The 22,512-nt window shown below is 73.4% G+C and carries 21 protein-coding genes and 2 tRNA genes; 9 read left to right on the top strand and 14 right to left on the bottom strand.

What is annotated here, in order from left to right:
- Positions 1 to 68: 68 nt before the first annotated feature.
- Both BMY40_RS19505 and BMY40_RS19500 read right to left on the bottom strand, forming a co-directional pair.
- Complete coding sequence (locus tag BMY40_RS19505) at positions 69 to 650, bottom strand: alpha/beta hydrolase family protein (RefSeq protein ID WP_093661449.1); 582 nt, start codon at positions 648 to 650, stop codon at positions 69 to 71.
- Positions 651 to 783: 133 nt separating this feature from the next.
- Entirely contained in the window at positions 784 to 1,599 is an 816-nt protein-coding gene (locus BMY40_RS19500) for an SOS response-associated peptidase (protein WP_093661361.1), read from the bottom strand.
- A 205-nt stretch (positions 1,600 to 1,804) separates the two neighbouring features.
- On the opposite strand from BMY40_RS19500, the gene BMY40_RS19495 reads away from it, so the two are divergent.
- The 3 genes from BMY40_RS19495 to rsgA all read left to right on the top strand — a co-directional run bounded on the left by BMY40_RS19495 (position 1,805) and on the right by rsgA (position 5,094).
- Positions 1,805 to 2,524, top strand: coding sequence for a M50 family metallopeptidase (locus BMY40_RS19495; protein ID WP_093661359.1), 720 nt, complete (start codon positions 1,805 to 1,807; stop codon positions 2,522 to 2,524).
- Positions 2,525 to 2,686: 162 nt separating this feature from the next.
- On the top strand, positions 2,687 to 4,045 hold the full coding sequence (aroA, locus tag BMY40_RS19490) for a 3-phosphoshikimate 1-carboxyvinyltransferase (RefSeq protein WP_093661357.1): 1,359 nt from the start codon (positions 2,687 to 2,689) through the stop codon (positions 4,043 to 4,045).
- 14 nt (positions 4,046 to 4,059) lie between these two features.
- Positions 4,060 to 5,094, top strand: a complete 1,035-nt coding sequence (gene rsgA, locus BMY40_RS19485) for a ribosome small subunit-dependent GTPase A (protein ID WP_093661355.1) — start codon at positions 4,060 to 4,062, stop codon at positions 5,092 to 5,094.
- Positions 5,095 to 5,139: 45 nt separating this feature from the next.
- Here the strand turns inward: rsgA and BMY40_RS19480 are convergent, their stop codons facing one another.
- Positions 5,140 to 5,745, bottom strand: a complete 606-nt coding sequence (locus BMY40_RS19480) for a TetR/AcrR family transcriptional regulator (protein ID WP_245770185.1) — start codon at positions 5,743 to 5,745, stop codon at positions 5,140 to 5,142.
- Between the two features lie 274 nt (positions 5,746 to 6,019).
- Here BMY40_RS19480 and hisN point away from each other — a divergent pair, with 274 nt between their 5' ends.
- Positions 6,020 to 6,814 (top strand): histidinol-phosphatase, encoded by a 795-nt coding sequence (gene hisN, locus BMY40_RS19475; protein WP_093661353.1) that lies wholly within the window; start codon positions 6,020 to 6,022, stop codon positions 6,812 to 6,814.
- 178 nt (positions 6,815 to 6,992) lie between these two features.
- Positions 6,993 to 7,415, top strand: coding sequence for a CBS domain-containing protein (locus tag BMY40_RS19470; RefSeq protein ID WP_093661351.1), 423 nt, complete (start codon positions 6,993 to 6,995; stop codon positions 7,413 to 7,415).
- Positions 7,416 to 7,505: 90 nt separating this feature from the next.
- On the opposite strand, the gene BMY40_RS19465 is transcribed toward BMY40_RS19470, so the two are convergent.
- Positions 7,506 to 8,972 (bottom strand): catalase, encoded by a 1,467-nt coding sequence (locus BMY40_RS19465; RefSeq protein ID WP_093661349.1) that lies wholly within the window; start codon positions 8,970 to 8,972, stop codon positions 7,506 to 7,508.
- Between the two features lie 133 nt (positions 8,973 to 9,105).
- On the opposite strand from BMY40_RS19465, the gene BMY40_RS19460 reads away from it, so the two are divergent.
- Positions 9,106 to 9,522: a Fur family transcriptional regulator gene (locus BMY40_RS19460; protein WP_093661347.1), complete on the top strand. Its 417-nt coding sequence runs from the start codon at positions 9,106 to 9,108 to the stop codon at positions 9,520 to 9,522.
- 195 nt (positions 9,523 to 9,717) lie between these two features.
- Here the strand turns inward: BMY40_RS19460 and BMY40_RS19455 are convergent.
- The 4 genes from BMY40_RS19455 to BMY40_RS19440 form a co-directional block, all read right to left on the bottom strand.
- A tRNA-Met gene (locus BMY40_RS19455) sits at positions 9,718 to 9,791 on the bottom strand.
- A 69-nt stretch (positions 9,792 to 9,860) separates the two neighbouring features.
- Positions 9,861 to 11,570, bottom strand: coding sequence for a tetratricopeptide repeat protein (locus BMY40_RS19450; RefSeq protein ID WP_093661345.1), 1,710 nt, complete (start codon positions 11,568 to 11,570; stop codon positions 9,861 to 9,863).
- Positions 11,571 to 11,755: 185 nt separating this feature from the next.
- Positions 11,756 to 11,829, bottom strand: a tRNA-Met gene (locus BMY40_RS19445).
- A gap of 53 nt (positions 11,830 to 11,882) precedes the next feature.
- The gene (locus tag BMY40_RS19440; RefSeq protein WP_425443142.1) at positions 11,883 to 14,816 is read right to left on the bottom strand and encodes a UPF0182 family membrane protein; all 2,934 of its coding nucleotides are present in this window, start codon (positions 14,814 to 14,816) and stop codon (positions 11,883 to 11,885) included.
- A 128-nt stretch (positions 14,817 to 14,944) separates the two neighbouring features.
- On the opposite strand from BMY40_RS19440, the gene BMY40_RS19435 reads away from it, so the two are divergent.
- Complete coding sequence (locus BMY40_RS19435) at positions 14,945 to 15,529, top strand: PPA1309 family protein (RefSeq protein WP_425443141.1); 585 nt, start codon at positions 14,945 to 14,947, stop codon at positions 15,527 to 15,529.
- A 69-nt stretch (positions 15,530 to 15,598) separates the two neighbouring features.
- On the opposite strand, the gene BMY40_RS19430 is transcribed toward BMY40_RS19435, so the two are convergent.
- The 4 genes from BMY40_RS19430 to BMY40_RS19415 all read right to left on the bottom strand — a co-directional run bounded on the left by BMY40_RS19430 (position 15,599) and on the right by BMY40_RS19415 (position 18,833).
- Positions 15,599 to 16,687, bottom strand: coding sequence for a YlbL family protein (locus BMY40_RS19430; RefSeq protein ID WP_093661339.1), 1,089 nt, complete (start codon positions 16,685 to 16,687; stop codon positions 15,599 to 15,601).
- A 25-nt stretch (positions 16,688 to 16,712) separates the two neighbouring features.
- Complete coding sequence (locus BMY40_RS19425) at positions 16,713 to 16,961, bottom strand: hypothetical protein (RefSeq protein ID WP_093661337.1); 249 nt, start codon at positions 16,959 to 16,961, stop codon at positions 16,713 to 16,715.
- Positions 16,962 to 17,150: 189 nt separating this feature from the next.
- Positions 17,151 to 17,609, bottom strand: a complete 459-nt coding sequence (locus BMY40_RS19420; protein ID WP_093661335.1) for a molybdenum cofactor biosynthesis protein MoaE — start codon at positions 17,607 to 17,609, stop codon at positions 17,151 to 17,153.
- Between the two features lie 114 nt (positions 17,610 to 17,723).
- Positions 17,724 to 18,833, bottom strand: a complete 1,110-nt coding sequence (locus BMY40_RS19415; RefSeq protein WP_093661333.1) for an SDR family oxidoreductase — start codon at positions 18,831 to 18,833, stop codon at positions 17,724 to 17,726.
- A 146-nt stretch (positions 18,834 to 18,979) separates the two neighbouring features.
- Between BMY40_RS19415 and BMY40_RS19410 the strand changes: the two genes are divergently transcribed.
- Together BMY40_RS19410 and BMY40_RS19405 are read left to right on the top strand one after the other, a co-directional pair.
- Positions 18,980 to 20,473, top strand: coding sequence for a zinc-dependent metalloprotease (locus BMY40_RS19410; RefSeq protein ID WP_093661331.1), 1,494 nt, complete (start codon positions 18,980 to 18,982; stop codon positions 20,471 to 20,473).
- Positions 20,470 to 20,997: an NUDIX hydrolase gene (locus BMY40_RS19405; RefSeq protein ID WP_093661329.1), complete on the top strand. Its 528-nt coding sequence runs from the start codon at positions 20,470 to 20,472 to the stop codon at positions 20,995 to 20,997. The genes BMY40_RS19410 and BMY40_RS19405 overlap by 4 nt, the downstream gene beginning before the upstream one ends.
- Positions 20,998 to 21,049: 52 nt before the next feature.
- Here BMY40_RS19405 and BMY40_RS19400 read toward each other — a convergent pair whose 3' ends face one another.
- On the bottom strand, positions 21,050 to 21,802 hold the full coding sequence (locus BMY40_RS19400; protein WP_093661327.1) for an AIM24 family protein: 753 nt from the start codon (positions 21,800 to 21,802) through the stop codon (positions 21,050 to 21,052).
- Between the two features lie 16 nt (positions 21,803 to 21,818).
- Positions 21,819 to 22,511: an AIM24 family protein gene (locus BMY40_RS19395; RefSeq protein ID WP_093661325.1), complete on the bottom strand. Its 693-nt coding sequence runs from the start codon at positions 22,509 to 22,511 to the stop codon at positions 21,819 to 21,821.
- Position 22,512 lies beyond the last annotated feature (1 nt).

Here is a 22,512-nt window from a genome sequence, read left to right as displayed (position 1 = left end):
TCCCTCTCCTCGCGCGTGCGTGCGGTCCGTACGTTTCCTGCACCGGCACAACACACCCGCGCGGGGCATCATTCCCGCGCCAGCCACTCGCGCACCGCGCCGGTGATCACACCGAGCGCCTCCTCCTGGCCGAGCGCCGCCCTCTTCGGCACGGCGAAGCCGTGGTCGCCACCGGGCACCTCGACGACCTCCGTGCCCTCGGGGAACTCGGCGGGCCGCCCGAAGGGGTCGCGCCCGCCCTGGACGACCAGGGTCGGCACCCCCGCCCCCAGCAGCTCACCGGCCCGGGACCGCTCCGGCTTCCCCGGAGGATGCAGCGGGAAGGCCAGCGCGAGCACGGCGCGCGCCCCGAGCCCGGCGGCGGTCCGGCACGCCACGCGCGCCCCGGCGCTGCGCCCCCCGGAGACGACCGGCAGCCCTTCCCCCGCCAGAGCGGGCCACACCGCCCGCCACCCCTCGTCCAGCTTCCCGGGCGCGGGCGCCAGCTTCCTCCCCGCCACCCGCCAGGGCTGCTCGACCAGGGCGACCGAGACGCCGTGCGCGGGCAGCGCGTCCGCCAGGGCCCGCAGGTCCCGCGCCTCGACGCCGCCCCCGGCACCGTGGCCGAGCGCGAGGACCAGGCGCGGCCGGGCGGCGCGCCGCCAGGTGATCCGGGCCGGGCCGGCCGGCGTGGCGACCTCCTCCGTGGTGCCGCCCGCGGTGCCGTTCCCGCCGCTGGTGCCGGTGCCGTCGGCGTTTCCGCCGGTGGTGTCGCCGCTGTCGTCGCTGTCGTCGCTCACCGGCTCAGAACAGCGTCCCGGCCTCGGGCGCGTCAAGCTCCTCCAGCAGCTCGGGCCCGTTGTTGCGCACGTTGCTGACCTCGCTGCGCACCGGGTAGGCGCGCATGGTCCCGGCGGGCGGCGGGACCAGCAGTCCGCGTACGTCCTCCGCGTCGGTGCGGGCCGGGTCCAGCCAGGCGTCCCACCGGTCGGGGGTGAGCACCAGCGGCATCCTGGGGTGGATGTCGGCGAGGGAGCGCGGCCCCCCCTCCCCGGCGCCCGCGAACGGCTCGCTCTGCGCCTCCGTGGTGATCACCGCGCAGGTGGCCCACCAGGCCTGGGGGTGGTCCTCGGGCAGCGTCCTGTCCCGCCAGAACTCGTAGAGCCCGGCCATCGCCATCACCGAGCCGTCGGCGGGGGTCACGAAGTACGGCTGCTTGCGCGGCCGCTTCCGCCTGCCCTTCTCCTCCTCCTGCCGTTCGGCCGCCCCGGTGACCCACTCGTAGTACCCGTCGGCGGGCAGCAGGCAGCGCCGGGCGGCGAAGGGACGGCGGTAGGAGGGCTTCTCGTGCACCGTCTCGGCCCGTGCGTTGATCATCTTCACGCCCACGTCCGGGGACTTCGCCCAGGAGGGCACCAGCCCCCAGCGCAGCGTCCTGAGCTGGCGTACCGGACGCGGGTCGCCGCTGTCCTTCAGCGGCCGATCCAGCACCGCGTACACCTGCTTGGTGGGGGCCACGTTCCAGTCGGGCGCCAGCTCCTCGGCCGGGTCCCGCTTCTCCACTCCGAAGAGCCCGGCCAGTTCACCGGCCGATCGGCTCGCCGCATACCGTCCGCACATGTCCGCCACCCTGCCACGCCCGTGCGGCCGGCGGCACCGTGACCGGCCGTACGGGCGTCCCGGAAGGGCCGTGGCACACTGCGGGGCACCGCCTCGCGGCCGGGGGAGCGCGGCGCGCGGGGCGGCGGAACGGGCCGGAACGGGCTGGAACGGACGCAGCGGGCACGACGGACCGCAGGGGAAGAAGAAGAGGGGGCGGCCGAGCATGAACACGGACACGGACGGCATCGCCGAGGTCTGGGACCGCGTCGTCGGGACGCAGCCCGACCCGTCCTTCGCGGTCGTGGCGGTCACCGGGCTGGTGGCCCTGGCCGTCGTCGCCGCGCGGGGGCCGTGGCGGGTGGCGCGGAACGCGGTGACCATCGCCCACGAGGGCGGGCACGGGATCGCGGCGCTGCTGACCGGACGGCGGCTGGAGGGCATACGCCTGCACTCGGACACCTCCGGGCTGACCGTCTCCCGCGGGAGGCCGAGCGGGATCGGGATGGTGCTGACGGCCGCCGCCGGGTACACCGCGCCGTCGCTGCTCGGTCTGGCGGGGGCGTGGCTGCTGGCCGCCGGGCACGTCACCGCGCTGCTGTGGGGGGCCACGGCGCTGCTGCTGGCGATGCTGGTGATGGTGCGCAACGCCTACGGGATGCTCACCGTCGTCCTCACCGGCGGGGCGTTCTTCCTGGTGTCGTGGTTCACCGCGACCGAGGTGCAGGCGGCGTTCGCCTACGGGGTGGTGTGGTTCCTGCTGCTGGGCGGCGTGCGGCCCGTCTTCGAACTCCAGGCCAAGCGGCGCCGGGGCGAGGCCCCGGACTCCGACGCCGACCAGCTCGCGCGGCTGACGAACACGCCCGCGCCGCTGTGGCTCCTGCTCTTCCACGCCGTCGCGCTGTGCTCGCTGACCGGCGGCGGACGGTGGCTGCTGGGGCTTTGACGCCTCCGCTCCGGGCGCCCTCCCCGGCGCCTCCCGCCCGGCCCGGCCCGGCCGGAGTCCGTCCGGCCGCGACCGGCGGCGCGCCGCGCGGCCGCCGTCCGGGCGCCCCTCCCGGTGTCCGGTCAGGATTCCCGTACCGCCGGAACCACTAAAGTTGGCCCCATGACCGACCACACCACTGTCTGGCCTGCGCCGCTCGCGTCCGGCGCCGTCGACGCGACCGTCACCGTGCCCGGATCGAAGTCGGTCACCAACCGCGGTCTGGTGCTCGCCGCACTCGCCTCCGAGCCCGGCTGGCTGCGCCGCCCGCTGCGTTCGCGCGACACCCTCCTGATGGCCGAGGGGCTGCGTGCCATGGGGGTGGGCATCGAGGAGACGGTGTCCTCCAGCTCCGCGCCCGTCGCGGGCGGCCGCGCCGCACCGGAGGCCGGCGGCGAGGCCTGGCGGGTCATCCCCGCGGGACTGCACGGCCCCGCCGGTGTGGACGTCGGCAACGCGGGCACCGTGATGCGCTTCCTGCCGCCGGTGGCCGCCCTGGCCGACGGCCCGGTCCACTTCGACGGCGACAAGCGCTCCCACGAGCGCCCCCTCCACGGTGTGATCGACGCGCTGCGCGCGCTGGGCGCCCGCGTCGACGACGGCGGGCGCGGCGCGCTGCCGCTGACCGTGCACGGCGGCGGCTCCCTGACCGGCGGCGCGGTGGAGATCGACGCCTCCTCGTCCTCCCAGTTCGTCAGCGCCCTGCTGCTCTCCGGCGCCCGCTTCAACCAGGGCGTGGAGGTCCGCCACACCGGCGGCCCGCTGCCGTCCATGCCGCACATCCGGATGACGGTCGAGATGCTGCGCGCCGCGGGCGCCCAGGTGGACACCCCCGAGTCGGGGGGCGAGCCGAACGTCTGGCGGGTCACGGCCGGCGCACTGCTCGGCCGCGACCTGGTCGTCGAGCCCGACCTGTCCAACGCCCAGCCCTTCCTCGCCGCCGCGCTGGTCACCGGCGGCCGGGTGACCATCCCGGACTGGCCGGCGCACACCACCCAGCCCGGTGACGCGCTGCGCGAGATCTTCACCGAGATGGGCGGGCGCTGCGAGCTGGACGAGCACGGTCTGACCCTCACCGGCACCGGCCGGATCCACGGCATCGACGTGGACCTGAGCGAGGTGGGCGAGCTGACCCCCGGCATCGCGGCGGTCGCGGCGCTGGCCGACTCCGAGTCGCGGCTGCGCGGCGTGGCGCACCTGCGGCTGCACGAGACCGACCGGCTGGCCGCGCTCACCAAGGAGATCAACGGGCTCGGCGGCGACGTCACCGAGACCGGGGACGGGCTGGTCATCCGTCCGCGCCCGCTGCGCGGCGGGATCTTCCACACCTACGAGGACCACCGGCTGGCCACGGCGGGCGCGGTGCTCGGCCTGGTCGTCGAGGGCGTGGAGGTGGAGAACGTCGCGACCACCGCCAAGACCCTGCCCGACTTCCCCGAGCTGTGGAGCGCCATGCTCGAAGGGGACGGGGCCAGAGGATAAGAGGCGGATCCGCCATGCGCCGCTACGGCAAGCACACCGACGAGGACGACATCCGGATCCGCCCGGGCCGCCGGGGCAGCCGCCCGCGCACCAGCATCCGGCCCAAGCACGAGGACGCCGCCTCCGGCTTCGTCCTGACCGTCGACCGGGGCCGGATCACCTGCCTGGTGGACGGCCGCACGGTCACCGCCATGAAGGCCCGCGAGCTGGGCCGCAAGGGCGTCGTGGTCGGCGACCGGGTGGCGGTCGTCGGCGATCTGTCGGGCGCCAGGGACACCCTGGCGCGGATCGTGCGGGTCGAGGAGCGTTCCTCGGTGCTGAGGCGCACCGCCGACGACAACGACCCCTACGAGCGGGTCGTCGTCGCCAACGCCGACCAGCTCGCCATCGTCACCGCCCTGGCCGACCCCGAGCCCCGCCCCCGGCTGGTCGACCGCTGCCTGGTGGCCGCCTACGACGCGGGCCTCGAACCGCTGCTGGTCCTCACCAAGTCGGACCTGGCGCCGCCCGACGCGCTGCTTGAGACGTACGCCCCGCTGGGGGTCCGGCATGTGGTGACCGACCGCGACGAGCTGGCCGACGGCGCCGCCGCCGACCGGGTGCGCGAGTTCCTGTGGGGCCGGACCACCGCCTTCGTGGGCCACTCCGGGGTCGGCAAGACCACCCTGGTCAACGCGCTCGTCCCGCCCGACCGCCGGCGGGCGACGGGCCGGGTCAACGCGGTCACCGGGCGCGGCCGCCACACCACGACCTCGGCGCTGGCGCTGCCGCTGCCCGGCGAGGTCTCCTTCCCGCCGCCGGCGGAGGGCGGCTGGGTGATCGACACCCCGGGTGTGCGGTCCTTCGGCCTGAACCACGTCGATCCGTCCCGGGTGATCCTCGCCTTCCCGGACCTGGTACCGGGCACGGACGGCTGCCCGCGCGCCTGCAGCCACGACGAGCCGGACTGCGCGCTGGACTCCTGGGTCGCCGACGGCCACGCGGATCCGGCCCGGCTGTTCTCCCTGCGCCGCCTGCTGGCCACACGGGAGCGCCGGGAGGGCGACTGACCCCGGTACGCCGCGCCCGCCCGGCCCGGCCGTCCGGCCGCGGGCTCAGCCGAGCAGTGCCCGCAGCACCTGGGTGACGTGGGCGCCCGCGGCCTCCTCCGTCGCCTCGGGCGGGCCGTCGCAGGGCGCGACGACATAGGACAGCGCCAGCCGCAGGCCCACCTCGCAGGCGTGGCGCAGCGCGGCGGGGCCGGCCGCGCCGTGACCGGCGGCCGCCCCGGCGGACACCAGCGCGGCGGCGGTACGGTCGCGCAGTCTCGCCCCCGCCCGGTCCGGCTCGGGTCCGGGCGGGGGCAGCCGGGACTCCCAGCAGCCGGTGAGCGCGGCGCGCACCAGCGGGTCGCGGTGGGCGGTGCGCACCACCGAGACGGCCGCCGCGGCGCAGCCCGCGACGGGGGCGTCGGCCGGGTCGGCGGCGGTCCGCGCCGCCCGCTGCGCGGCACGGGCGGTGCGGTCGAGGAAGGCCTCCAGCTCGCGGGCCACCAGGGCCGTGCCCAGCCCCTCCTTGGAGCCGAACTCGCTGTAGAGGGTCTGGCGGGAGAAGCCCGCCGCCGCGGCGACCTCGACCATGCGGACACGGGGCCACGGTCTGTCGGAGAGGGCGGCGCGGGCGGCGCGCAGCAGTGCCTGGCGCGCCGGAGGCTGCGGCACGGCCGCCGCGGCCGGCCCGGCGGAACCCGCGGCAGGGGTTCCGGCACGGCTTCCGGCGAGGCTTCCGGCAGGACTTCCGGCGGAGTCTCCGGCAGAGGGCATCACCGAGGTCATCAACGCCTCCCCGGACGCGGCGGGTGGCGCACAGCATCGGTGCGGTCGCGGAGGGTGTCAAGACGCCTCGCACCGCCTCACCGCCGCGGGTGTACGCCCGCACACCCGGTTGGCCACTCCCGTGTGGCTGGCCGGCCGCACCGCTGGATACTGTTCGTCCATGCCCGACTACCACGATGACCTGCGTCTCGCCCACGTGCTGGCCGACACCGCCGACGCCACGACGATGGAGCGGTTCAAGGCCCTCGACCTCAAGGTCGAGACCAAACCCGACATGACGCCGGTGAGCGAGGCCGACAAGGCGGCCGAGGAGCTGATCCGCACCTCCCTGCAGCGGGCGCGGCCGCGCGACGCGGTGCTGGGCGAGGAGTTCGGCAGCGAGGGACGCGGGCCGCGCCGCTGGGTCGTCGACCCCATCGACGGCACCAAGAACTACGTGCGCGGCGTCCCGGTGTGGGCCACACTGATCGCGCTGATGGAGCGGACCGAGGAGGGCGACCGCCCGGTGGTCGGCGTGGTGTCGGCCCCGGCCCTGAACCGGCGCTGGTGGGCTGCGCTGGGCGCCGGCGCGTACACCGGCCGCAGCCTGACGTCCGCGACCCGGCTGTCGGTCTCGCGGGTGGCCCGGGTGCAGGACGCCTCGTTCGCGTTCTCCTCGCTCGGCGGCTGGGAGGAGCGCGGCAAGCTCGGCGGCTTCCTCGACCTGACCCGGGACTGCTGGCGCACCCGCGGCTACGGCGACTTCTGGCCGTACATGATGGTCGCCGAGGGGTCGGTGGACATGTGCGCGGAGCCGGAGCTGTCGCTGTGGGACATGGCGGCGAACGCGATCGTCGTCCAGGAGGCGGGCGGCACCTTCACCGGTCTGGACGGGCGCGAGGGCCCGCACAGCGGGAACGCGGCGGCCTCCAACGGGCTGCTCCACGAAGACCTGCTCGCCTACATCGGCGACTGACCGGCGGCCGGGCGTACCGCTGGACCTCGCCGGACCCAGCGCCGGCTTACTGCCAACTCACCTCCGCACGCCCCTTGTTGCGGCTCCGGCGGCATGTGAACATGAGAATCCGCCCGCTTGTGAGCTTGTGAATCCCTTCTCCAGCGCGGGTTTCGCCAAGGAGGTGGCACCAACCGCCATGACCACCCTCGTCCGTGACGCCATGAGCACAGTGGTTCTCACCATCGGCCCCGCCCACACCCTCCGCCAGGCCGCCCGGCTGATGTCGGCCCGTCGGGTCGGCGCCGCCGTCGTCCTCGACCCCGACGCCGGCGGCGTCGGCATCCTCACCGAACGCGACATCCTCAACTCCGTCGGGGCCGGGCAGGATCCCGACCGGGAACCCGCGCATCTGCACACCACCACCGACGTGGTCTTCGCCGCCCCCGGCTGGACCCTCGAGGACGCCGCACTGGCCATGACCCGCGGCGGGTTCCGCCATCTGATCGTGCTCGACGACCGGGAGCCGGTGGGGGTGGTGTCGGTGCGCGACATCGTCCGCTGCTGGTCCTCGGCCCTCGGGGACGTGCCGGCCGCACCCGCCGGCACGGTGGCCGCCTGAGGGCGGCCGCCCCCGCCCCGAGCGCACCGGAGGGACCGGAGCCCACTGGCGTCCGGTCCCTCCGGGTTCGTACGGCGAGGAGCCGATGGGTCAGCCGCGCAGGGCCTTGACCGCGGCCTCCAGCCTCCTGCCGTAGTCCTCGTCGGCCTGGCGGAAGTTCTCGATGGCCCGCTTGACGATGTCGTCGCGCGAGACCTTCGCGATGAAGCCCGCCAGGTTGTCGATCAGGCGCCCCTTCTCCTCCTCCGTCATCAGGCGGTAGAGGTTGCCCGCCTGGACGAAGTCGTTGTCCTCGGCGTGCGAGGGGGCGGGGATGTCACCGGTGGTGCCGGCGACCGGGACCGGCTGCCACAGCGCGCGGCCGGTCTCGTTCGGGCCGCCGAAGCTGTTGGGCTCGTAGTTCTTCGCCCCGCCGTGGCGGCCGTCGTACATGAAGCCGTCGCGGCCGTGGCTGCGGGCCTCGGTGGCGTGCGGGCGGTTCACCGGCAGCTGGTCGGCGTTGATGCCCACCCGGTAGCGGTGCGCGTCGCCGTAGGCGAACAGCCGGCCCTGGAGCATCTTGTCCGGGGAGGGACCGATGCCCGGCACGAAGTGGTGCGGGGAGAAGATCGACTGCTCGACCTCGGCGAAGATGTTCTGCGGGTTGCGGTTCAGCTCCAGCTTGCCGATCTCGATGACCGGGTAGTCCGCGTGCGGCCAGACCTTGGTCAGGTCGAACGGGTTGAAGCGGTAGTTCGCCGCCTCGGCAGCCGGCATGATCTGGACGCCGACGGTCCAGCTCGGGTAGTCGCCGCGCTCGATGGACTCGCGCAGGTCGCGCTGGTGGCTGTCGGGGTCCTTGCCCGCCAGGACGTCGGCCTCGTCCTGGGTGAGGCACTTGATGCCCTGGTCGGTCTTGAAGTGGTACTTGACCCAGAAGACCTCGCCGGCCTCGTTGTTCCACTGGAAGGTGTGCGAGCCGAAGCCGTCCATGTGGCGGTAGGAGGCCGGGATGCCGCGGTCGCCGAAGAGCCAGGTCACCTGGTGGGTGGACTCCGGGCTCAGGCTCCAGAAGTCCCAGACGTTGTCGGCCTCCTGGGAGCCGGTGTACGGGTCGCGCTTCTGGGTGTGGATGAAGTCGGGGAACTTGATGGCGTCCTTGATGAAGAACACCGGGGTGTTGTTGCCGACGAGGTCGTAGTTGCCCTCCTCGGTGTAGAACTTCACCGCGAAGCCGCGCGGGTCGCGCACCGCGTCGGCCGCGCCCAGGTTGCCGGCGACGGTCGAGAAGCGCAGGAAGACCTCGGTCTCCTTGCCGATCTCGGAGAGGAACTTCGCCCGGGTGTACTTCGTCACGTCGGCGGTGACGGTGAAGGTGCCGTAGGCGCCCGCACCGCGGGCGTGGACGACCCGCTCGGGGATGCGCTCGCGGTTGAAGTGGGCGAGCTTCTCCAGCAGGAGCTGGTCCTGGACCAGGACCGGGCCGCCCGAACCGGCGGTCTCGCTGTTCTGGTTGTCCGCGACGGGAGCACCGGCCTCCGTGGTCAGCGGCCCGGTGTTCTCGATCTGGGCAGTCACATGCGCCTCCTGAATATGTCCTGTCCCCTTGGCTTGAGCCGAACGCGATCCTACATTGGACAATGTCTAAGTCAAGAAGACAATGAAGACCGTACACGATCCGGCCATGGACACGCGCTGCTAAGGTGGAAACATGAGTGACCTGCTACAACGTCTCCGGGATCGCGGCTGGCGGCTGACCGCCCAGCGGCGAGTGGTCGCCGAGGTCCTCGATGGTGAACATGTCCACTACACCGCCGACGAGGTGCACGCGCGCGCGGCCGAGAAGCTGCCGGAGATCTCCCGCGCCACCGTCTACAACACCCTCGGCGAACTGGTCTCGATCGGCGAGGTGATCGAGGTCAGCACGGACGGCCGCGCCAAGCGGTACGACCCGAACGCGCACCACTCCCACCAGCACCTGGTGTGCTCGCGGTGCGGCGTGATCCGCGACGTCCGCCCCTCCGGCGACCCGCTGGCCCTGCTCCCGGAAGGGGAGCGCTACGGATTCACCCTCGACGAGGCGACGGTCACCTACCGGGGCCTGTGCCCCTCCTGCGCCTCCGCCTGACGGCCCGACCACCCGCCGGCCCGGCCGCCTCCGGGGCTCTCCCGATGCCCCGCCCCGGGCACGGCACGGCACGGACGCACGGCACCGAACGGCACTCATGACATCGCGCGCACGGCACTCGCACGGCATCCACGGCAGCCGCACGAAAACGGCCGGGGCCGGATCCCTCATTGGGATCCGGCCCCGGCCCATCAGTAGCGGGGACAGGATTTGAACCTGCGACCTCTGGGTTATGAGCCCAGCGAGCTACCGAGCTGCTCCACCCCGCGTCGTTGTGTTCACAACCTTAACCCCACCGCGGCGACCAGTGCAAATCGCGGACGTGCCCCGCTCCCGCCTCAGGCCGTCAGCTCCTCGTGGAGGGCCTCGCTCAGCCGCGCGGCGCGCTCGGCGACCTCCGGCGGCCCCAGCTCGACCGCGCGGGCGCACCAGTGGCGGCCGGCGGCCAGCTCGCCACGCCGGGCGTTCAGCAGCGCCAGACGCAGGGCGGCCCGCCCGTGGCCGGCCTCGGCCGCGCGCGTCCACCACAGGGCGGCCTCCGGCTCGCTGCCCTCGCGGGCCAGCAGCAGGCCCAGATTGAAGGCGCCGTTGCTGCTGCCCGCCTCCGCCGCGACCCGGTACCAGTGCGCGGCCCGCACCACGTCGCCGCGCGCCGCCGCGCACATGCCCAGCCGGACCTGCGCACGCCGGTGCCCCTGCTCGGCGGCCCGCTCGTACCACTCCTCGTACTCGGCCGGGGGGCCGTGCGCGTCCAGGGCGTCGGCCGTCGGGGCCTGGCGCTCCAGCAGCGCCGCCAGCCGGAAGGCGCCCTCCACGCTGCCCCCGCCGGCCGCGCGGCGCAGATGCCGCTCGGCGGTGTGGGCATCGCCCTCGCGCAGCAGCGCGATGCCCACCTGGAGCGCCGCCTCGGTGTGACCGGCCGCGGCCGCCTGCTCGTACCACTGCCGGGCGGTCTCCTCCTCGCCGCGGCCCGCGTGCAGGATGCCGAGGTTGAACGCGGCGTCCACGCTGCCGGCTTCGGCGGCCTTGGAGAACCACGGCTCCGCCCCCGCCGCGTCGCCGCGCTGGAGCAGCAGCACGGCCAGCGCGTTGGCGGCCTCGCGGTGCCCTGCGTAGGCGGCACGGCGGTACCACTGCTCGGCCTGGGCGGTACGGCCCTCGGCCGCGCACAGCAGCGCGAGGTTGAAGGCGCCGTTGATGTCGCCCGCCTCCAGCGCGACGCGGTACCAGCGCTCCGCGGTCTGCCGCTCGCCGCGCTCGGCGTGCAGCGCGCCCAGGGCGTTGGCCGCGCTGCCGTCGCCGTCCTGGGCCGCGCGGCGCCACCACTCGGCGGCACTGTCGGTGTCGCCCGCGTCGCGCAGCAGGAAGCCCAGGGCCCGCGCGGCGCGCGCCTCCCCGTCCTTGGCCGCCGTCAGGTACCAGCGGGCCGCCTCCTGCAGCTCGCCGCGCTCCTCCAGGAGCGTGCCCAGCCGCAGGGCGGCACGCCGGTGGCCGCGCGCCGCGGCCTGGCGGTACCACTGCTCGGCCTCGGCGCCCCCGTCCTGACGGCGCGCCAGGATCCGCGCGATGCGGTAGGCCGCCTCGCGGTGGCCGCGCTCGGCGGCGGCCCGGTACCACTCCTCGGCCCCGTCCTCGCCCCGGTGTTCCAGCAGGTCCGCGAGGGCGTACGCGCCGAGGGTGTGGCCGGACTCGGCGGACTGCCGCAGCCAGTACTCGGCGGCCGTCTCGTCGCCGCGCTCGCGGTGGTGGCGGCCCAGGGAGTGGGCGGCGGCCGCCGAACCGGCGACGGCGGCGACCCGCCACCAACCGGCGGCCTCCTCGGTCTGGCCGAGCTGGTGGAGCAGGACCCCCAGGTTGTTCGCGGCGGCACGGTCGCCGGCGGCGGTGGCGGCGCGCAGGTACGGCTCGGCCCCCTCCAGGTCGCCCCGGCGCAGCAGCCGGGCGCCGAGCGCGCTGATGGCGTTCGTGTCGCGGTGGTCGCGGAGGTCCGTGCGGCCCGCACCGCCCCCCGTGCCCTCATCTCTCGCCTTGTCCCCCATGAGGCCCATCGTCGCACCACCCGCAACCCGCGTACATCTGGTATACCGCCGCCAAGGAAGTCACTTCAGCGTTTTGTCGACTTCCCGATACAGCTACCATCCAAACGCAAAGCGCTACCACGCGCCTCTCTTCTCACATGCCCAGCACACGAAGAAGGACCCGGAGTCATTGACTCCGGGTCCTTCCCGATCAGTAGCGGGGACAGGATTTGAACCTGCGACCTCTGGGTTATGAGCCCAGCGAGCTACCGAGCTGCTCCACCCCGCGCCATTGTGTTCACAACCTTACCACGGCGCGAAGGGAGCCCGCTCACCACCGGTTCACTCTTCCCTGCGTCCCTCGTCGTTCCTGTTGTCGGATCCGCCGTCACCGCCGGCCGACTGCTCCGCCTCGGCGGCCCGCTCCAGCGCGTCCTCCAGATCCTGCTGGGCCTGGCCGTAGGCGTCCCAGTCCTGGTTGCCCAGCGCCTCCTGTCCGGCCTCGAACGCCTCCTGGGCGTCCTGGAGGGCCTCCTGCACCGTCGCGTCCTCCGAACCCTCCGCCGGCGGAGGCGTGGTGTCCTCCTCGCCCTCGGGCGGCTCCTCGCCCTCCGCGGGCGGTTCCTCGGAGCCCTCGACCCCGAAGACGGAGTTCAGCGCCTCGCCGAGGGTGTTCTCGAAGGCCGTCTCCTCGCCGTAGGTCACCAGCACCTTGCGCAGCAGCGGGTAGTTGGTGCCCGCGCCGCGGACGTAGACCGGTTCGACGTAGAGCAGGCCGCCCTCCAGCGGCACCGTGAGCAGGTTGCCGTACTCGACCTCCGAGTCACCGCGCCTGAGGATGTTGATCTCGTTGGCGATGTCGGTGTCGGAGTTGAACCGGCTCTGCACCTGCTGCGGTCCGGACACCGTGGTGTTGGAGGGCAGCTTCAGGATCCTGATGGTCCCGTAGTCGTCGCTGCGGGCGTCGGCGTTGACCGCCATGAAGGCGCCGAGCGTCTCGCGGCCGCTGGGGTTGAAGGTCGTCGTCAGGGAGAAGGTCTGCTCCTCCTGGTCCGGCATCTTCATGCTCAGGTAGTACGGCGGTACCGCGTTGCCCTTCTGCGTCGGGTCGTCCGGCACCTGCCAGCGCTCGCTGCCGCTGTAGAACTGGCTCGCGCTGGTGACGTGGTAGCGCGTCAGCAGCTCGCGCTGGACCTTGAACAGATCCTGCGGGTAGCGGAAGTGGTTCACCAGCGAGTCGCTGATCTCGCTCTTCGGCTCGACCGTGCCGGGGAACGCCTTCATCCAGGTCTTCAGCATCGGGTCCCGGGTGTCCCACTCGTAGAGCTTCACCTCGCCCGAGTAGGCGTCCACGGTGGCCTTGACCGAGTTGCGGATGTAGTTGACCCGGTTCTGCTGGGCGATGACCGCACGCTGGCCGTCGGTCAGCGCGTCGGCCGTGGTCTCGCCCAGGGTGGTGCGGGACGAGTAGGGGTACTGGTTGGTCGTGGTGTAGGCGTCGACGATCCACTGGATGCGGCCGTCCACCACCGCCGGGTAGGGGTCGCCGTCGATGGTCAGCCAGGGGGCCACCGCCTCGACGCGCTCCTTGGGCGTGCGGTTGTACAGGATCCGCGAGCCCTCGCCGATCGCGCCCGAGTAGAGGATCTGCGGCTCGTTGAAGGCCACCGCGTACGCCGCGCGGTTGGCGACGTTGCCCAGGCTGACCCCGCTGTCGCCCTTGTAGCTGTAGGTCTTCTCCTCGCTGCCGGCGATGTAGTCCAGCTCCTTCTGCGGACCGCCGACGATGGAGTACTGCGTGGTCTTCTCGCCGTAGTAGACCCGCGGCTCGTAACCGTCCTCGGCGAGCTCGCCCTCCGGCGGGAGGTTCTTCTCGATGAAGGCCGGCGCGCCGGTCGAGGCCACCTCGGTGCCCTTGCCCGCCACCATGCCGAAGCCGTGGGTGTACTTGAAGTGGTCGTTGATCCAGTTGCGCTCGGTGATGCCGTTGATGTTGATCTCGCGCAGGCCGACGACGGTGTCCTGCTCCTCGCCGTCCTCGGTGGCGTACCGGTCCACGTCCAGGGTGGCCGGGAACTGGTAGTAGCTGCGGACCTGCTGGAGCTGCTGGAAGCTGGGCGAGACGACGTTCGGGTCGAGCAGCCGGATGCTGGCGGTGGTGTCCGCCGCGTCGCGCAGCTCCTCGTTGCTCGCCTCGCTCTCCCCCGAGTAGTTCGAGACCTCGGCGTCGTCGATGTCGTAGGCGTCGCGGGTGGCGTCGATGTTCTTCTTGATGTACGGCGCCTCCTTGGCCTGCTCGTTCGGCTGGACCTGGAACTTCTGCACGATCGCCGGGTAGAGGCCGCCGATCAGGATCGCCGAGAGGACCATCAGGCCGAAGCCGATCACCGGCAGCTGCCAGGTGCGCCGCCACAGGGTGGCGAAGAAGAGCACCGCGCAGATGGCGGCGATGAAGAACAGGATCGTCTTCGCCGGGAGGTAGGCGTTGGCGTCGACGTACCGCAGACCCGTCCAGTTGTCGGTCGCCTTGAAGTCGCCGGACTTGACCGCCAGGCCGTAGCGGTCGAGCCAGTACGCCACCGCCTTGAGCGCCACGAAGACGCCCAGCAGCACCGACAGGTGGCCAGTGGCCTGGGAGGTCGCGCGGGCGCCCGGGGTGGTCAGGCGCAGCCCGCCGTAGAGGTAGTGCACCAGCCCGGCGGCCAGCAGGGAGAGCACCGCGGCCGCGAAGCCGAAGCTCAGCAGGAAGCGGTACCAGGGCAGGTCGAACGCGTAGAACGCCACGTCCTTGCCGAACTGCGGGTCGGCCGTGCCGAACGGAACGGCGTTCACCCACATCAGCCAGGTGCGCCACTGACCGGCCGCCGACGCGCCGGCGATCAGCCCCACCAGCGCGGTGACCCCGAGGAGCACCCATTTCTTGTACGGGGCGATACCCATCCGGTAGCGGTCCAGGCTCTGCTGCTCCAGCGACATCGCGCTCAGCGGGGGCCGCAGGCGGTGGGCCAGCCAGATGTTGAAGCCGACGGCCGCGGCCATCAGCAGACCGAAGACGGCGAACATGCCGATCTTGGTCCACAGAGTGGTGGTGAAGACGGTGGTGTATCGGACCGAGCGATACCACAGCCAGTCGGTCCAGAACCCCGCGAACATGACGAAGAGCATGGCCAGCACGGCCAGCACGCCCACCGTCATGAGCAGGGTCTTGGCGCGCCTGGAGGGCCTGCCGACACTGATCCGTGGTCCTGAGGGCCCGCCTGGGCCCCGGTCCGGCATCTGGAAAGCCAAGGTGCGCACCTCGAAGATCGCAGCGGATGGGACTGGCCCCGAATGCTAGGGCCCCACCCATGCAACTTACTGAACCTTTACCCGGTTCCCGTTCCCGGGGGGTTCGGCGGCACGATATGAGGATGAACAACCTTCCAATCGACGGCACACCCCTGGCCGCCAGCCCGCTGACCCGTGCCGTGCTCGAGATCGACGAGTACGTCGCGGGCCTGGGCTGGGACCAGCCCGCCCGACTGTTCGCCCTGGTCGACACCGACCGGCTGCGCGCCGAGGACCCCGCCCTGGCCGAGCAGCTCGGACTCGGCGGCGAGGGCCGCCAGGACGGCGAGGCCCCACTCACCCCGGTCGAGCAGGACGAACTGCCCGCCGGGATCCCCCTGGACGAGTTCCTCGGCACCATCGCCTGGCCCGACGCGGTCTCCGGGTGCGCGATGACCGTGGAGCGGCTGATGCTGCCGCCTTCGGCGGAGGCCTCCGTCCCCGAGAACCTCCAGGAGGAGGGCGCCGAGGAGCGGCTGGCCCGCTGGGTGGCCGAGCACCCCGAGCGCCAGGAGGTCCGGATGACCGTGGCGGTGCTGCGCGACGGCGCCCGGGAGTCGGCGCTGCGGCTGCGCGAGAAGGACTCGCCGACCGAGGTGCTGACCGGTCCCGATCTGGTGCCCGGGCTCACCGAGGCGCTGGCCGCCACCTTCGGCGACTGACGTCCGGCCCGCGGCGGGAACCGCGGGGCGGGTGCCCGCCGGACGGGCGCCCGCGGGCGGGGGAACGGGTCAGCCTGCCGTGCACCGCGGCAGGCCGGCCGTCTCCCCCTCCCGGATGTCCTCCAGGGCCCCCAGGGCGTCGTCGATCGTGCCGACCCTGACCAGGGTCAGGCCCTCGGGGACGTCGCGGGCGGCGGTGGCGCAGTTGTCCTCGGGGGTGAGGAAGTACTCGGCGCCCTTGTCCCGGGCGGCGATGGTCTTCATCCCTATGCCGCCGATCGGGCCGACCCGCCCCTCGCCGTCGATGGTGCCCGTGCCGGCCACGAACTCACCGCCGGTGAGGTCGCCGGGGGTGAGCTTGTCCATGATGCCGAGGGCGAACATCAGCCCGGCGCTGGGACCTCCGACATCGGCCAGCTTGATCTCTATCTCGAACGGGAAGGTGTGGTCGAGCCCCGCCCGGATCCCGACGACGGCCCGCCCGTCGTCGTCGGCCTCGTCGGTGGTGACGGTGACCTCCCGGGAGCCGGTGGGCTTCTCGCCCGCCTTCTCGGCCGCCCGGGCGGCCTTGGCCGGGACGACCGTGAAGACCACGTCCTCGCCGGGCTCGTGCTCGGTCACCAGCTCGGCGACGTCTCCCGGCTGCTTCACGGCCTCGCCGTCCACGGCCGTGATCACGTCCCCGGCGTGCAGCCTGTCCTCGGCCGGCCCGCCCTTGACCACGGAGGCGACGACCACCCGCTCACCGACCGGAACGTCCAGCTCCCGCAGGGCGGCGACCTTGGCGCTCTCCAGCGACTGGGTGAACTCCTCGGCGTTCTCCTCGCGCACCTCCTCGGCCGACTTGTCGTCGGGGTAGAGGGTGTCGTGCGGGACGACGGCGCTGTCCTCCGCCAGCCAGCCGTAGACGGCCTCCACGAGGTTCATCCGGTAGTCGGCGCCGGTGACGCGGACGGTGGTCATGTTCAGGTGCCCGGACGGCTCGTAGGTCTTCCTGCCCTCGATGCTCAGCACCGGTTCGCCGCCGTGCTCACCGAGCGTGTTGACGGTGGGGCCCGGTGACATCTCTGCGTACGGCACCCTGATCAGGACCGCCGCGCAGAGCACGGCTATGAGCAGCAGGGTGGAGGTGAGCATCGTCGCGGTCCGGCGTGGCATGGCACGACAGTACGGGAACCGCGCGTCAGTCGGCCGCGGGGGCCCGCCCGTCCGGGGCCGTGCGGGACACGGCGGCGGAGTCCTCGCGGCCGTCCCGGTCCTCCCGCCCCGTCCCGCGGCCGTGCGGGCGTTCCATGGCGGCGCGGAAGGCCTCGTATCCGGCGACCCCGTCGGCGTCCCCGAAACCGCTGGGTTTGCGCGAGGCCCACACGGACCACACGGCCGCCCCGATCGCGGCGACGAACGGAATCAGCAACCAGGCGAGTGCCGCCACAGTGACCTCCCGATCCTCGAGTGCGCCGGAGATACGGCCTATGAGCAGACTAGATCCCGGATGAGTCAACCGTTCCGGCAGGGGTGCCCTTCCGCAACTCCACGCCCCGGGGAACCGCCCGCTTCCCGCACCGGCTCTGCGGGGACTGTTCCCGGCCACCGCTCCGGCATGCCCCGCGCGACCGCGGCGCTAGGCCCCCACCCACTCCTCGGTGCCGTCGGTGAAGGTCTGGTGCTTCCAGATCGGCACCCGGTGCTTCAGATCGTCGATCAGGCGGCGGCACGCCTCGAACGCCTCGGCGCGGTGCGCGCAGGAGACGGCGACGACCACGGCCAGATCACCGACCGACAGGTCCCCCACCCGGTGGACCGCGGCGAGCGCCCGCACGGGGAAGCCGGCCGCCACCTCCTCGGCGACCCGGCGGAGCTCGGTCTCGGCCGTGGGATGGGAGGAGTAGCCGAGCCCGGTCACCCCCGCGCCCCCGTCGTGGTCGCGCACGGTGCCCGCGAACAGCGCGGTGCCGCCCGCCGAGGCGTCGCCGACGGCCGCGAGGACCTCGTCCACGGAGAGCGGGGTGTCGCGGATCGCCAGGAGGCGGATCGGGTCGGGCGCCGCCCGCTCCCCGGGGTGGTCGTACGTCTGTGCCATGGGGTCATGGTGCCGTACGGGCGCGGGAGCGCGCAGCGGCGGCCCGCCGACACACCGGCGCCGGCGGTCCGGCGGGTGCCTCGGCCGGGCACGCGGCCGTACGGCGGCCCGGTGTCACACCCGGCGGCGGGCCTTGCGGGCGCGCCGGACCAGGGCCGCGGTGCCCACCAGAGCGACGGTGGCGCCCGCGGCGCCGAGCGTGGTGGCGTCCTTGCGGCCCAGGCGGCGGCCCGCGACCGCGTGGCGCCCGGCCGCCTCCTCCAGCAGCGCGGCCAGCACCTCCTCGTTGGTCCACTTCGGCCGCCAGCCCGCCTCGTGCAGCCGGGAGCCGCTGACCACCCAGGGGTGCATGGTGTACGCCAGGTCACCGGCCGGGGAGGGCGTCAGTCCCAGGCGGTGGAGCCGTGAGGCGGCACCGAGCGCGACGGCGGAGGGCAGCTCCATGCGGCGGATGCCGGACAGCTCCTCGACCTCCTCCTGCTCCAGCCAGCCGTCGCAGCCGACCGCCAGCTCGCCCTCCACCTTCTCCAGCGCCGCGTACTCCAGGGCGCCGGCCAGGTCCTCGACGTGGCAGAACTGCCAGCAGGGCCGGGAGCCGGCCACGACCAGCAGGCGCGGGGACTCGAAGTAGCGGGTCAGGGCGGTGTCGGTGCCGCCGACCAGGACGGTGGGGCGCACGACCGTGACGTTCAGCCCCGGGTGCGCGCGGGGGGCGCGCCGGGCGAGGCGCTCGATCTCCAGCAGGTCGCCCACACCGGTGGCCTCGGCGGTCGCCCGCAGCTCGGCGTCCTCGGCCAGCGGCACGTCGTTGTCGGGCAGGGCCCCGTAGACCATCGCCGAGGTGCACAGCACCACCCGGCGCACGCCCGCGGCGGCGGCCGCGGTCAGCACGGTCTGGGTGCCGCGCACGTTGTAGGCGGTGCGGGCGGCGGGGTCGGTCTCCAGGTCCAGGTCGAGGGCGAGGTGGACCACGGTGTCCACCGGTTCGCCGTCACCGCGCAGCCGGTCGGCGATGGCCGGGTCCCGCACGTCCAGGACGTGCCACTGCGCGCCGTCCACCGCGCCGCGGCGCTCGTCGAGCGCGATGACCCGCCCCACCTCGGGGGAGGCGACCAGCCGCTCGGTGAGCAGCGCGCCGACCCCCGATGCGGCGCCGGTGACCGCGACGACGGGCCCTGCGGCTCCGTTACGCGGACCGCGAACGTTTGGCTCCTGGGAACTCACCCGGTGTCTCCCGCGGTTGTCTCTGGGTACGACGTGCGCAGGCTCCATCCTGCACGAGAGGTGTCTAGGCTGGACGTAAAGCCCGCCACATCGCACACCATCCCACCGACGTCCCAGCGTCCCATCCACCAGAGCCGAGGAACCCCGTGAGTGACATCCCATTCGGATTCGGCATGCCGCCCGAGGAGCCCGAGGAGGGCGACGACGGACGGAAGAAGGGCGGCCAGGGCGGCCAGGGCGATCAGGGTCAGGGCGGCCAGCGGCCGAACCCGTTCGGGTTCGGCGGCGCCGGCGGCGCCGACAACCCGCTCGCGGCGATGTTCGGATCGCTGGGCGGCGGTCCCGGCGGTTTCGACCCGAACGACCTGGGCGCCGCGTTCCAGCGGCTCGGCCAGATGCTCAGCTACGAGGGCGGGCCGGTCAACTGGGACATGGCCAAGGACATCGCCCGGCAGACCGTCGCCGCGGGCACCCCGGACGGCACCAAGGACGCCAGCATCGGCCCGCAGGAGCGGAAGGCGGTGGAGGAGGCCGTACGCCTGGCCGACCTGTGGCTGGACGGCGTGACCTCGCTGCCCTCGGGCTCCGGTTCGGCCCTCGCCTGGAGTCGCGCCGAGTGGGTGGAGTCCACCCTCCCGGTGTGGAAGGACCTGGTGGACCCGGTCGCCGAGCGGGTCGGGGCGGCCATGGGCGACGTGCTTCCCGAGGAGATGCAGGCCATGGCCGGCCCGCTGCTGGGGATGATGCGCTCCATGGGCGGCGCGATGTTCGGCACCCAGATCGGGCACGCGCTGGGCGTGCTGGCCGGCGAGGTGGTCGGCTCCACCGACATCGGCCTGCCGCTGGGGCCGAAGGGCCGGGCGGCGCTGCTGCCGGCCAACATCGCGGCCTTCGGCGAGGGCCTGGGCGTGCCCCTGGAGGAGGTGCGGCTCTACCTGGCGCTGCGCGAGGCGGCGCACCAGCGGCTGTTCGCCCACGTCCCGTGGCTGCGCTCGCACCTGTTCGGCGCGGTCGAGGGGTACGCGCGCGGGATCAAGGTGGACACGGCCAAGCTGGAGGACGTCGTCGGGCAGCTCGACCCCTCGCGCCCGGAGGAGCTGCAGGAGGCACTGCAGCAGGGCATGTTCCAGCCCGAGGACACCCCCGAGCAGAAGGCGGCCCTGGCCCGGCTGGAGACGGCGCTGGCGCTGGTCGAGGGCTGGGTGGACGCGGTGGTCCACGCCGCGGCCGAGCCCCATCTGCCGTCCGCGTCCGCCCTGCGCGAGACGCTGCGCCGCCGCCGCGCCGGCGGCGGTCCGGCCGAGCAGACGTTCGCCACGCTGATCGGGCTGGAACTGCGGCCCCGGCGGCTGCGCGACGCCTCCCGGCTGTGGGCCTCGCTCACCGACGCCCGCGGGATGGACGGCCGCGACGGGCTGTGGGCGCACCCGGACATGCTGCCGACCGCCGAGGACCTCGACGACCCGGACGGTTTCGTCCACCGCGAGCAGCTGGACTTCTCCGAACTGGAGGGGTTGCTGGGCAAGGAGTCCGGCGGAGAGGACGGCGGGGACGGCGAAGGCGGCGGGACCGGCGGGCGCGGCGAAGACCGCGGGGACGAGCGCGGGGACGGCGGGGACGAGCCCGGCGGCGCCCGGTGAGCCTGCACGAGGACGCGGCGCGGACGCTCAAGGAGTGGTCCGCGCCGGACGGGGCGCAGGAGGCGCTGCGCCTGGCGTACTGCGACCACCTGGCCGCCCGCCCGGACGGCGTGTGGCGGTCCTGCGCGGACGGGCACATCACGGCGAGCGCGCTGGTGGTGGACCCCGGCCGCGGACGCGTCCTGCTGACGCACCACCGCAAGCTGCGGATGTGGCTCCAGACGGGCGGACACTGCGAGCCCGGCGACACCGCCCTCGCCGCAGCCGCCCTGCGGGAGGCCACCGAGGAGTCGGGCGTCGACGGGCTCACCCTGCTGCCGGGCGGGCCCGTCCGCCTCGACCGGCACCTCACGCCCTGCGCCTGGCACCTGGACGTGCAGTACGCCGCCCTGGCGCCCGAGGGTGCGGTGGAGGCGTTGAGCGAGGAGTCCCTGGAGCTGCGCTGGTTCGGCTGGGACGAGGTGGCGGGCGTGGCCGACGACTCCGTCGTACGGCTGGCGGACCGCACGCGCGCACTGCTGTGACGGCAGGGCGCGCGGGCCGTCCTCCGGGGTGGGCCCGCGCGCCGCGCGCCGCCTAGTTGGACCAGATGTTGCCCTGGTTCTGGCCGCGTGCGCCGTGCTGGCCCATGCCGTACTGCGCGCCCAGGCCCGCCGCCGCGTTCTGCGGCGGCAGCAGTTCGCTGGGCTGGACGAGGGCGAAGCCCTGGCCCATGAAGTTCAGCTCCCAGCCCTCCCCCGTGCTGCCTCGCCGGCGGAACACGCTCTGGGAGCTGGTCTGGGCCTGCATCTGCACCCGCAGCGAACTGGACCAGGCGACCACCGCGTCGGAGTCGGCGCTGACGTACCGCTCCGGGGTGATCTGGAGCGCCAGCGGCCGGCCGGAGGTCATCAGCGCGACCTTGCCGCGTCCGGTGATGTTGAGGTTGTAGGCGCCGGAGCCGGAGATCCCGAACTGGCTGTCCACGGCGATCACCTCCCAGTGCAGGGAGGAGTCCAGCGCCAGCACGTAGGAGCTGTCGACCGTCAGCCCCTCGGACTCCACGTCCATGATGTGGATGTACTGGGCGAGGTTGGCCAGGTAGACCGTGCCCTGCCCGGAGCAGCGCATCAGGTCCAGGCCCTCACCGGTGCGCGCCTGCCTGCGGCGCTGCCCGGCGCTCCGGTACTCCCCGTCGAACTCCACCAGGCCCTGGTAGGCGACCATCGCGCCCTTGCGGGCGAGCACGTCGTCCTGGCCGCCGAGCAGGACCCGCAGCAGCTGCGGGTTCTGCAGGGCGTAGCGGTCCTGGCTCTGCACCTCGGTGTGGCCGAAGAGCGGACTCTGCATGGTTCTTCCTTCCCCCTCAGCCCCGGACGCGCAGGCGGTCGGTGCTGTCCTCGCTGGGCTGTACGACGACGAATCCCCGGCCGGAGAAGGCGATCTGGTACGCCTCGCCGCTGCCCCGGCCGATCAGCGCGCCCGCCTTCATGCTCCGCTTGCCCTTCATCTTCAGCCCCGAGGACCAGGCCACCAGTGCGTCGGGATCGACGTACGTCTCGTCCTCGCCGCGTCCGCAGTCCACGACGACGGGGGTGCCGCGGGAGGTGAGGGCGACCCAGCCGGTGCCGGATATCCCGACGTTGAACATCCCCTGTCCGGAGAACTTCGCCAGGCCCTTGACGCGCTCGACGCCCCACTGGAGGTGGGCGTCGAAGGCGAGGAGGTTGGTGCCGTTGACGGAGAGGGCCTCGTTGTCGAGGTTCAGGCAGACGACGTCGGCGCCGTAGTCGGCGAGGTAGAGCAGCCCGTCGCCGCTGCACTTCATCAGCGGGGCGCCCTCGCCGGTGAGCCACTGGGAGGCGGCCTGGCGGACGGCCGGCGGGTTGGCCTCGTACTGGACGAAGCCCTCGTAGGCGACCATCGAGCCGGAGCGGGCGAAGACGTCCTGGCCGCCGACCATGGCGATCTTCACCATGTGCGAGCCGTGGTTCTCCATACGGGCGGCGGGCGGGGTCGGGGCGTAGCCCGAGACCCCCGGGATCACTGTGCGGTCCATG

It is taken from the genome of Streptomyces radiopugnans, from assembly GCF_900110735.1.
Taxonomy (GTDB): domain Bacteria; phylum Actinomycetota; class Actinomycetes; order Streptomycetales; family Streptomycetaceae; genus Streptomyces; species Streptomyces radiopugnans.
This window is presented reverse-complemented; position numbering and strand designations above follow the sequence as displayed.

Bases quoted from the DNA above. Each gene is read 5' to 3' on its own strand.
- BMY40_RS19395 (WP_093661325.1), bottom strand. From the start codon at position 22,511: ATGGACCGCACAGTGATCCCGGGGGTCTCGGGCTACGCCCCGACCCCG.
- BMY40_RS19435 (WP_425443141.1), top strand. From the start codon at position 14,945: ATGAGGATGAACAACCTTCCAATCGACGGCACACCCCTGGCCGCCAGC.
- BMY40_RS19500 (WP_093661361.1), bottom strand. From the start codon at position 1,599: ATGTGCGGACGGTATGCGGCGAGCCGATCGGCCGGTGAACTGGCCGGG.
- BMY40_RS19450 (WP_093661345.1), bottom strand. From the start codon at position 11,570: ATGGGCCTCATGGGGGACAAGGCGAGAGATGAGGGCACGGGGGGCGGT.
- BMY40_RS19400 (WP_093661327.1), bottom strand. From the start codon at position 21,802: ATGCAGAGTCCGCTCTTCGGCCACACCGAGGTGCAGAGCCAGGACCGC.
- hisN (WP_093661353.1), top strand. From the start codon at position 6,020: ATGCCCGACTACCACGATGACCTGCGTCTCGCCCACGTGCTGGCCGAC.
- BMY40_RS19420 (WP_093661335.1), bottom strand. From the start codon at position 17,609: ATGGCACAGACGTACGACCACCCCGGGGAGCGGGCGGCGCCCGACCCG.
- rsgA (WP_093661355.1), top strand. From the start codon at position 4,060: ATGCGCCGCTACGGCAAGCACACCGACGAGGACGACATCCGGATCCGC.
- BMY40_RS19495 (WP_093661359.1), top strand. From the start codon at position 1,805: ATGAACACGGACACGGACGGCATCGCCGAGGTCTGGGACCGCGTCGTC.
- aroA (WP_093661357.1), top strand. From the start codon at position 2,687: ATGACCGACCACACCACTGTCTGGCCTGCGCCGCTCGCGTCCGGCGCC.
- BMY40_RS19470 (WP_093661351.1), top strand. From the start codon at position 6,993: ATGACCACCCTCGTCCGTGACGCCATGAGCACAGTGGTTCTCACCATC.
- BMY40_RS19460 (WP_093661347.1), top strand. From the start codon at position 9,106: ATGAGTGACCTGCTACAACGTCTCCGGGATCGCGGCTGGCGGCTGACC.
- BMY40_RS19440 (WP_425443142.1), bottom strand. From the start codon at position 14,816: ATGCCGGACCGGGGCCCAGGCGGGCCCTCAGGACCACGGATCAGTGTC.
- BMY40_RS19430 (WP_093661339.1), bottom strand. From the start codon at position 16,687: ATGCCACGCCGGACCGCGACGATGCTCACCTCCACCCTGCTGCTCATA.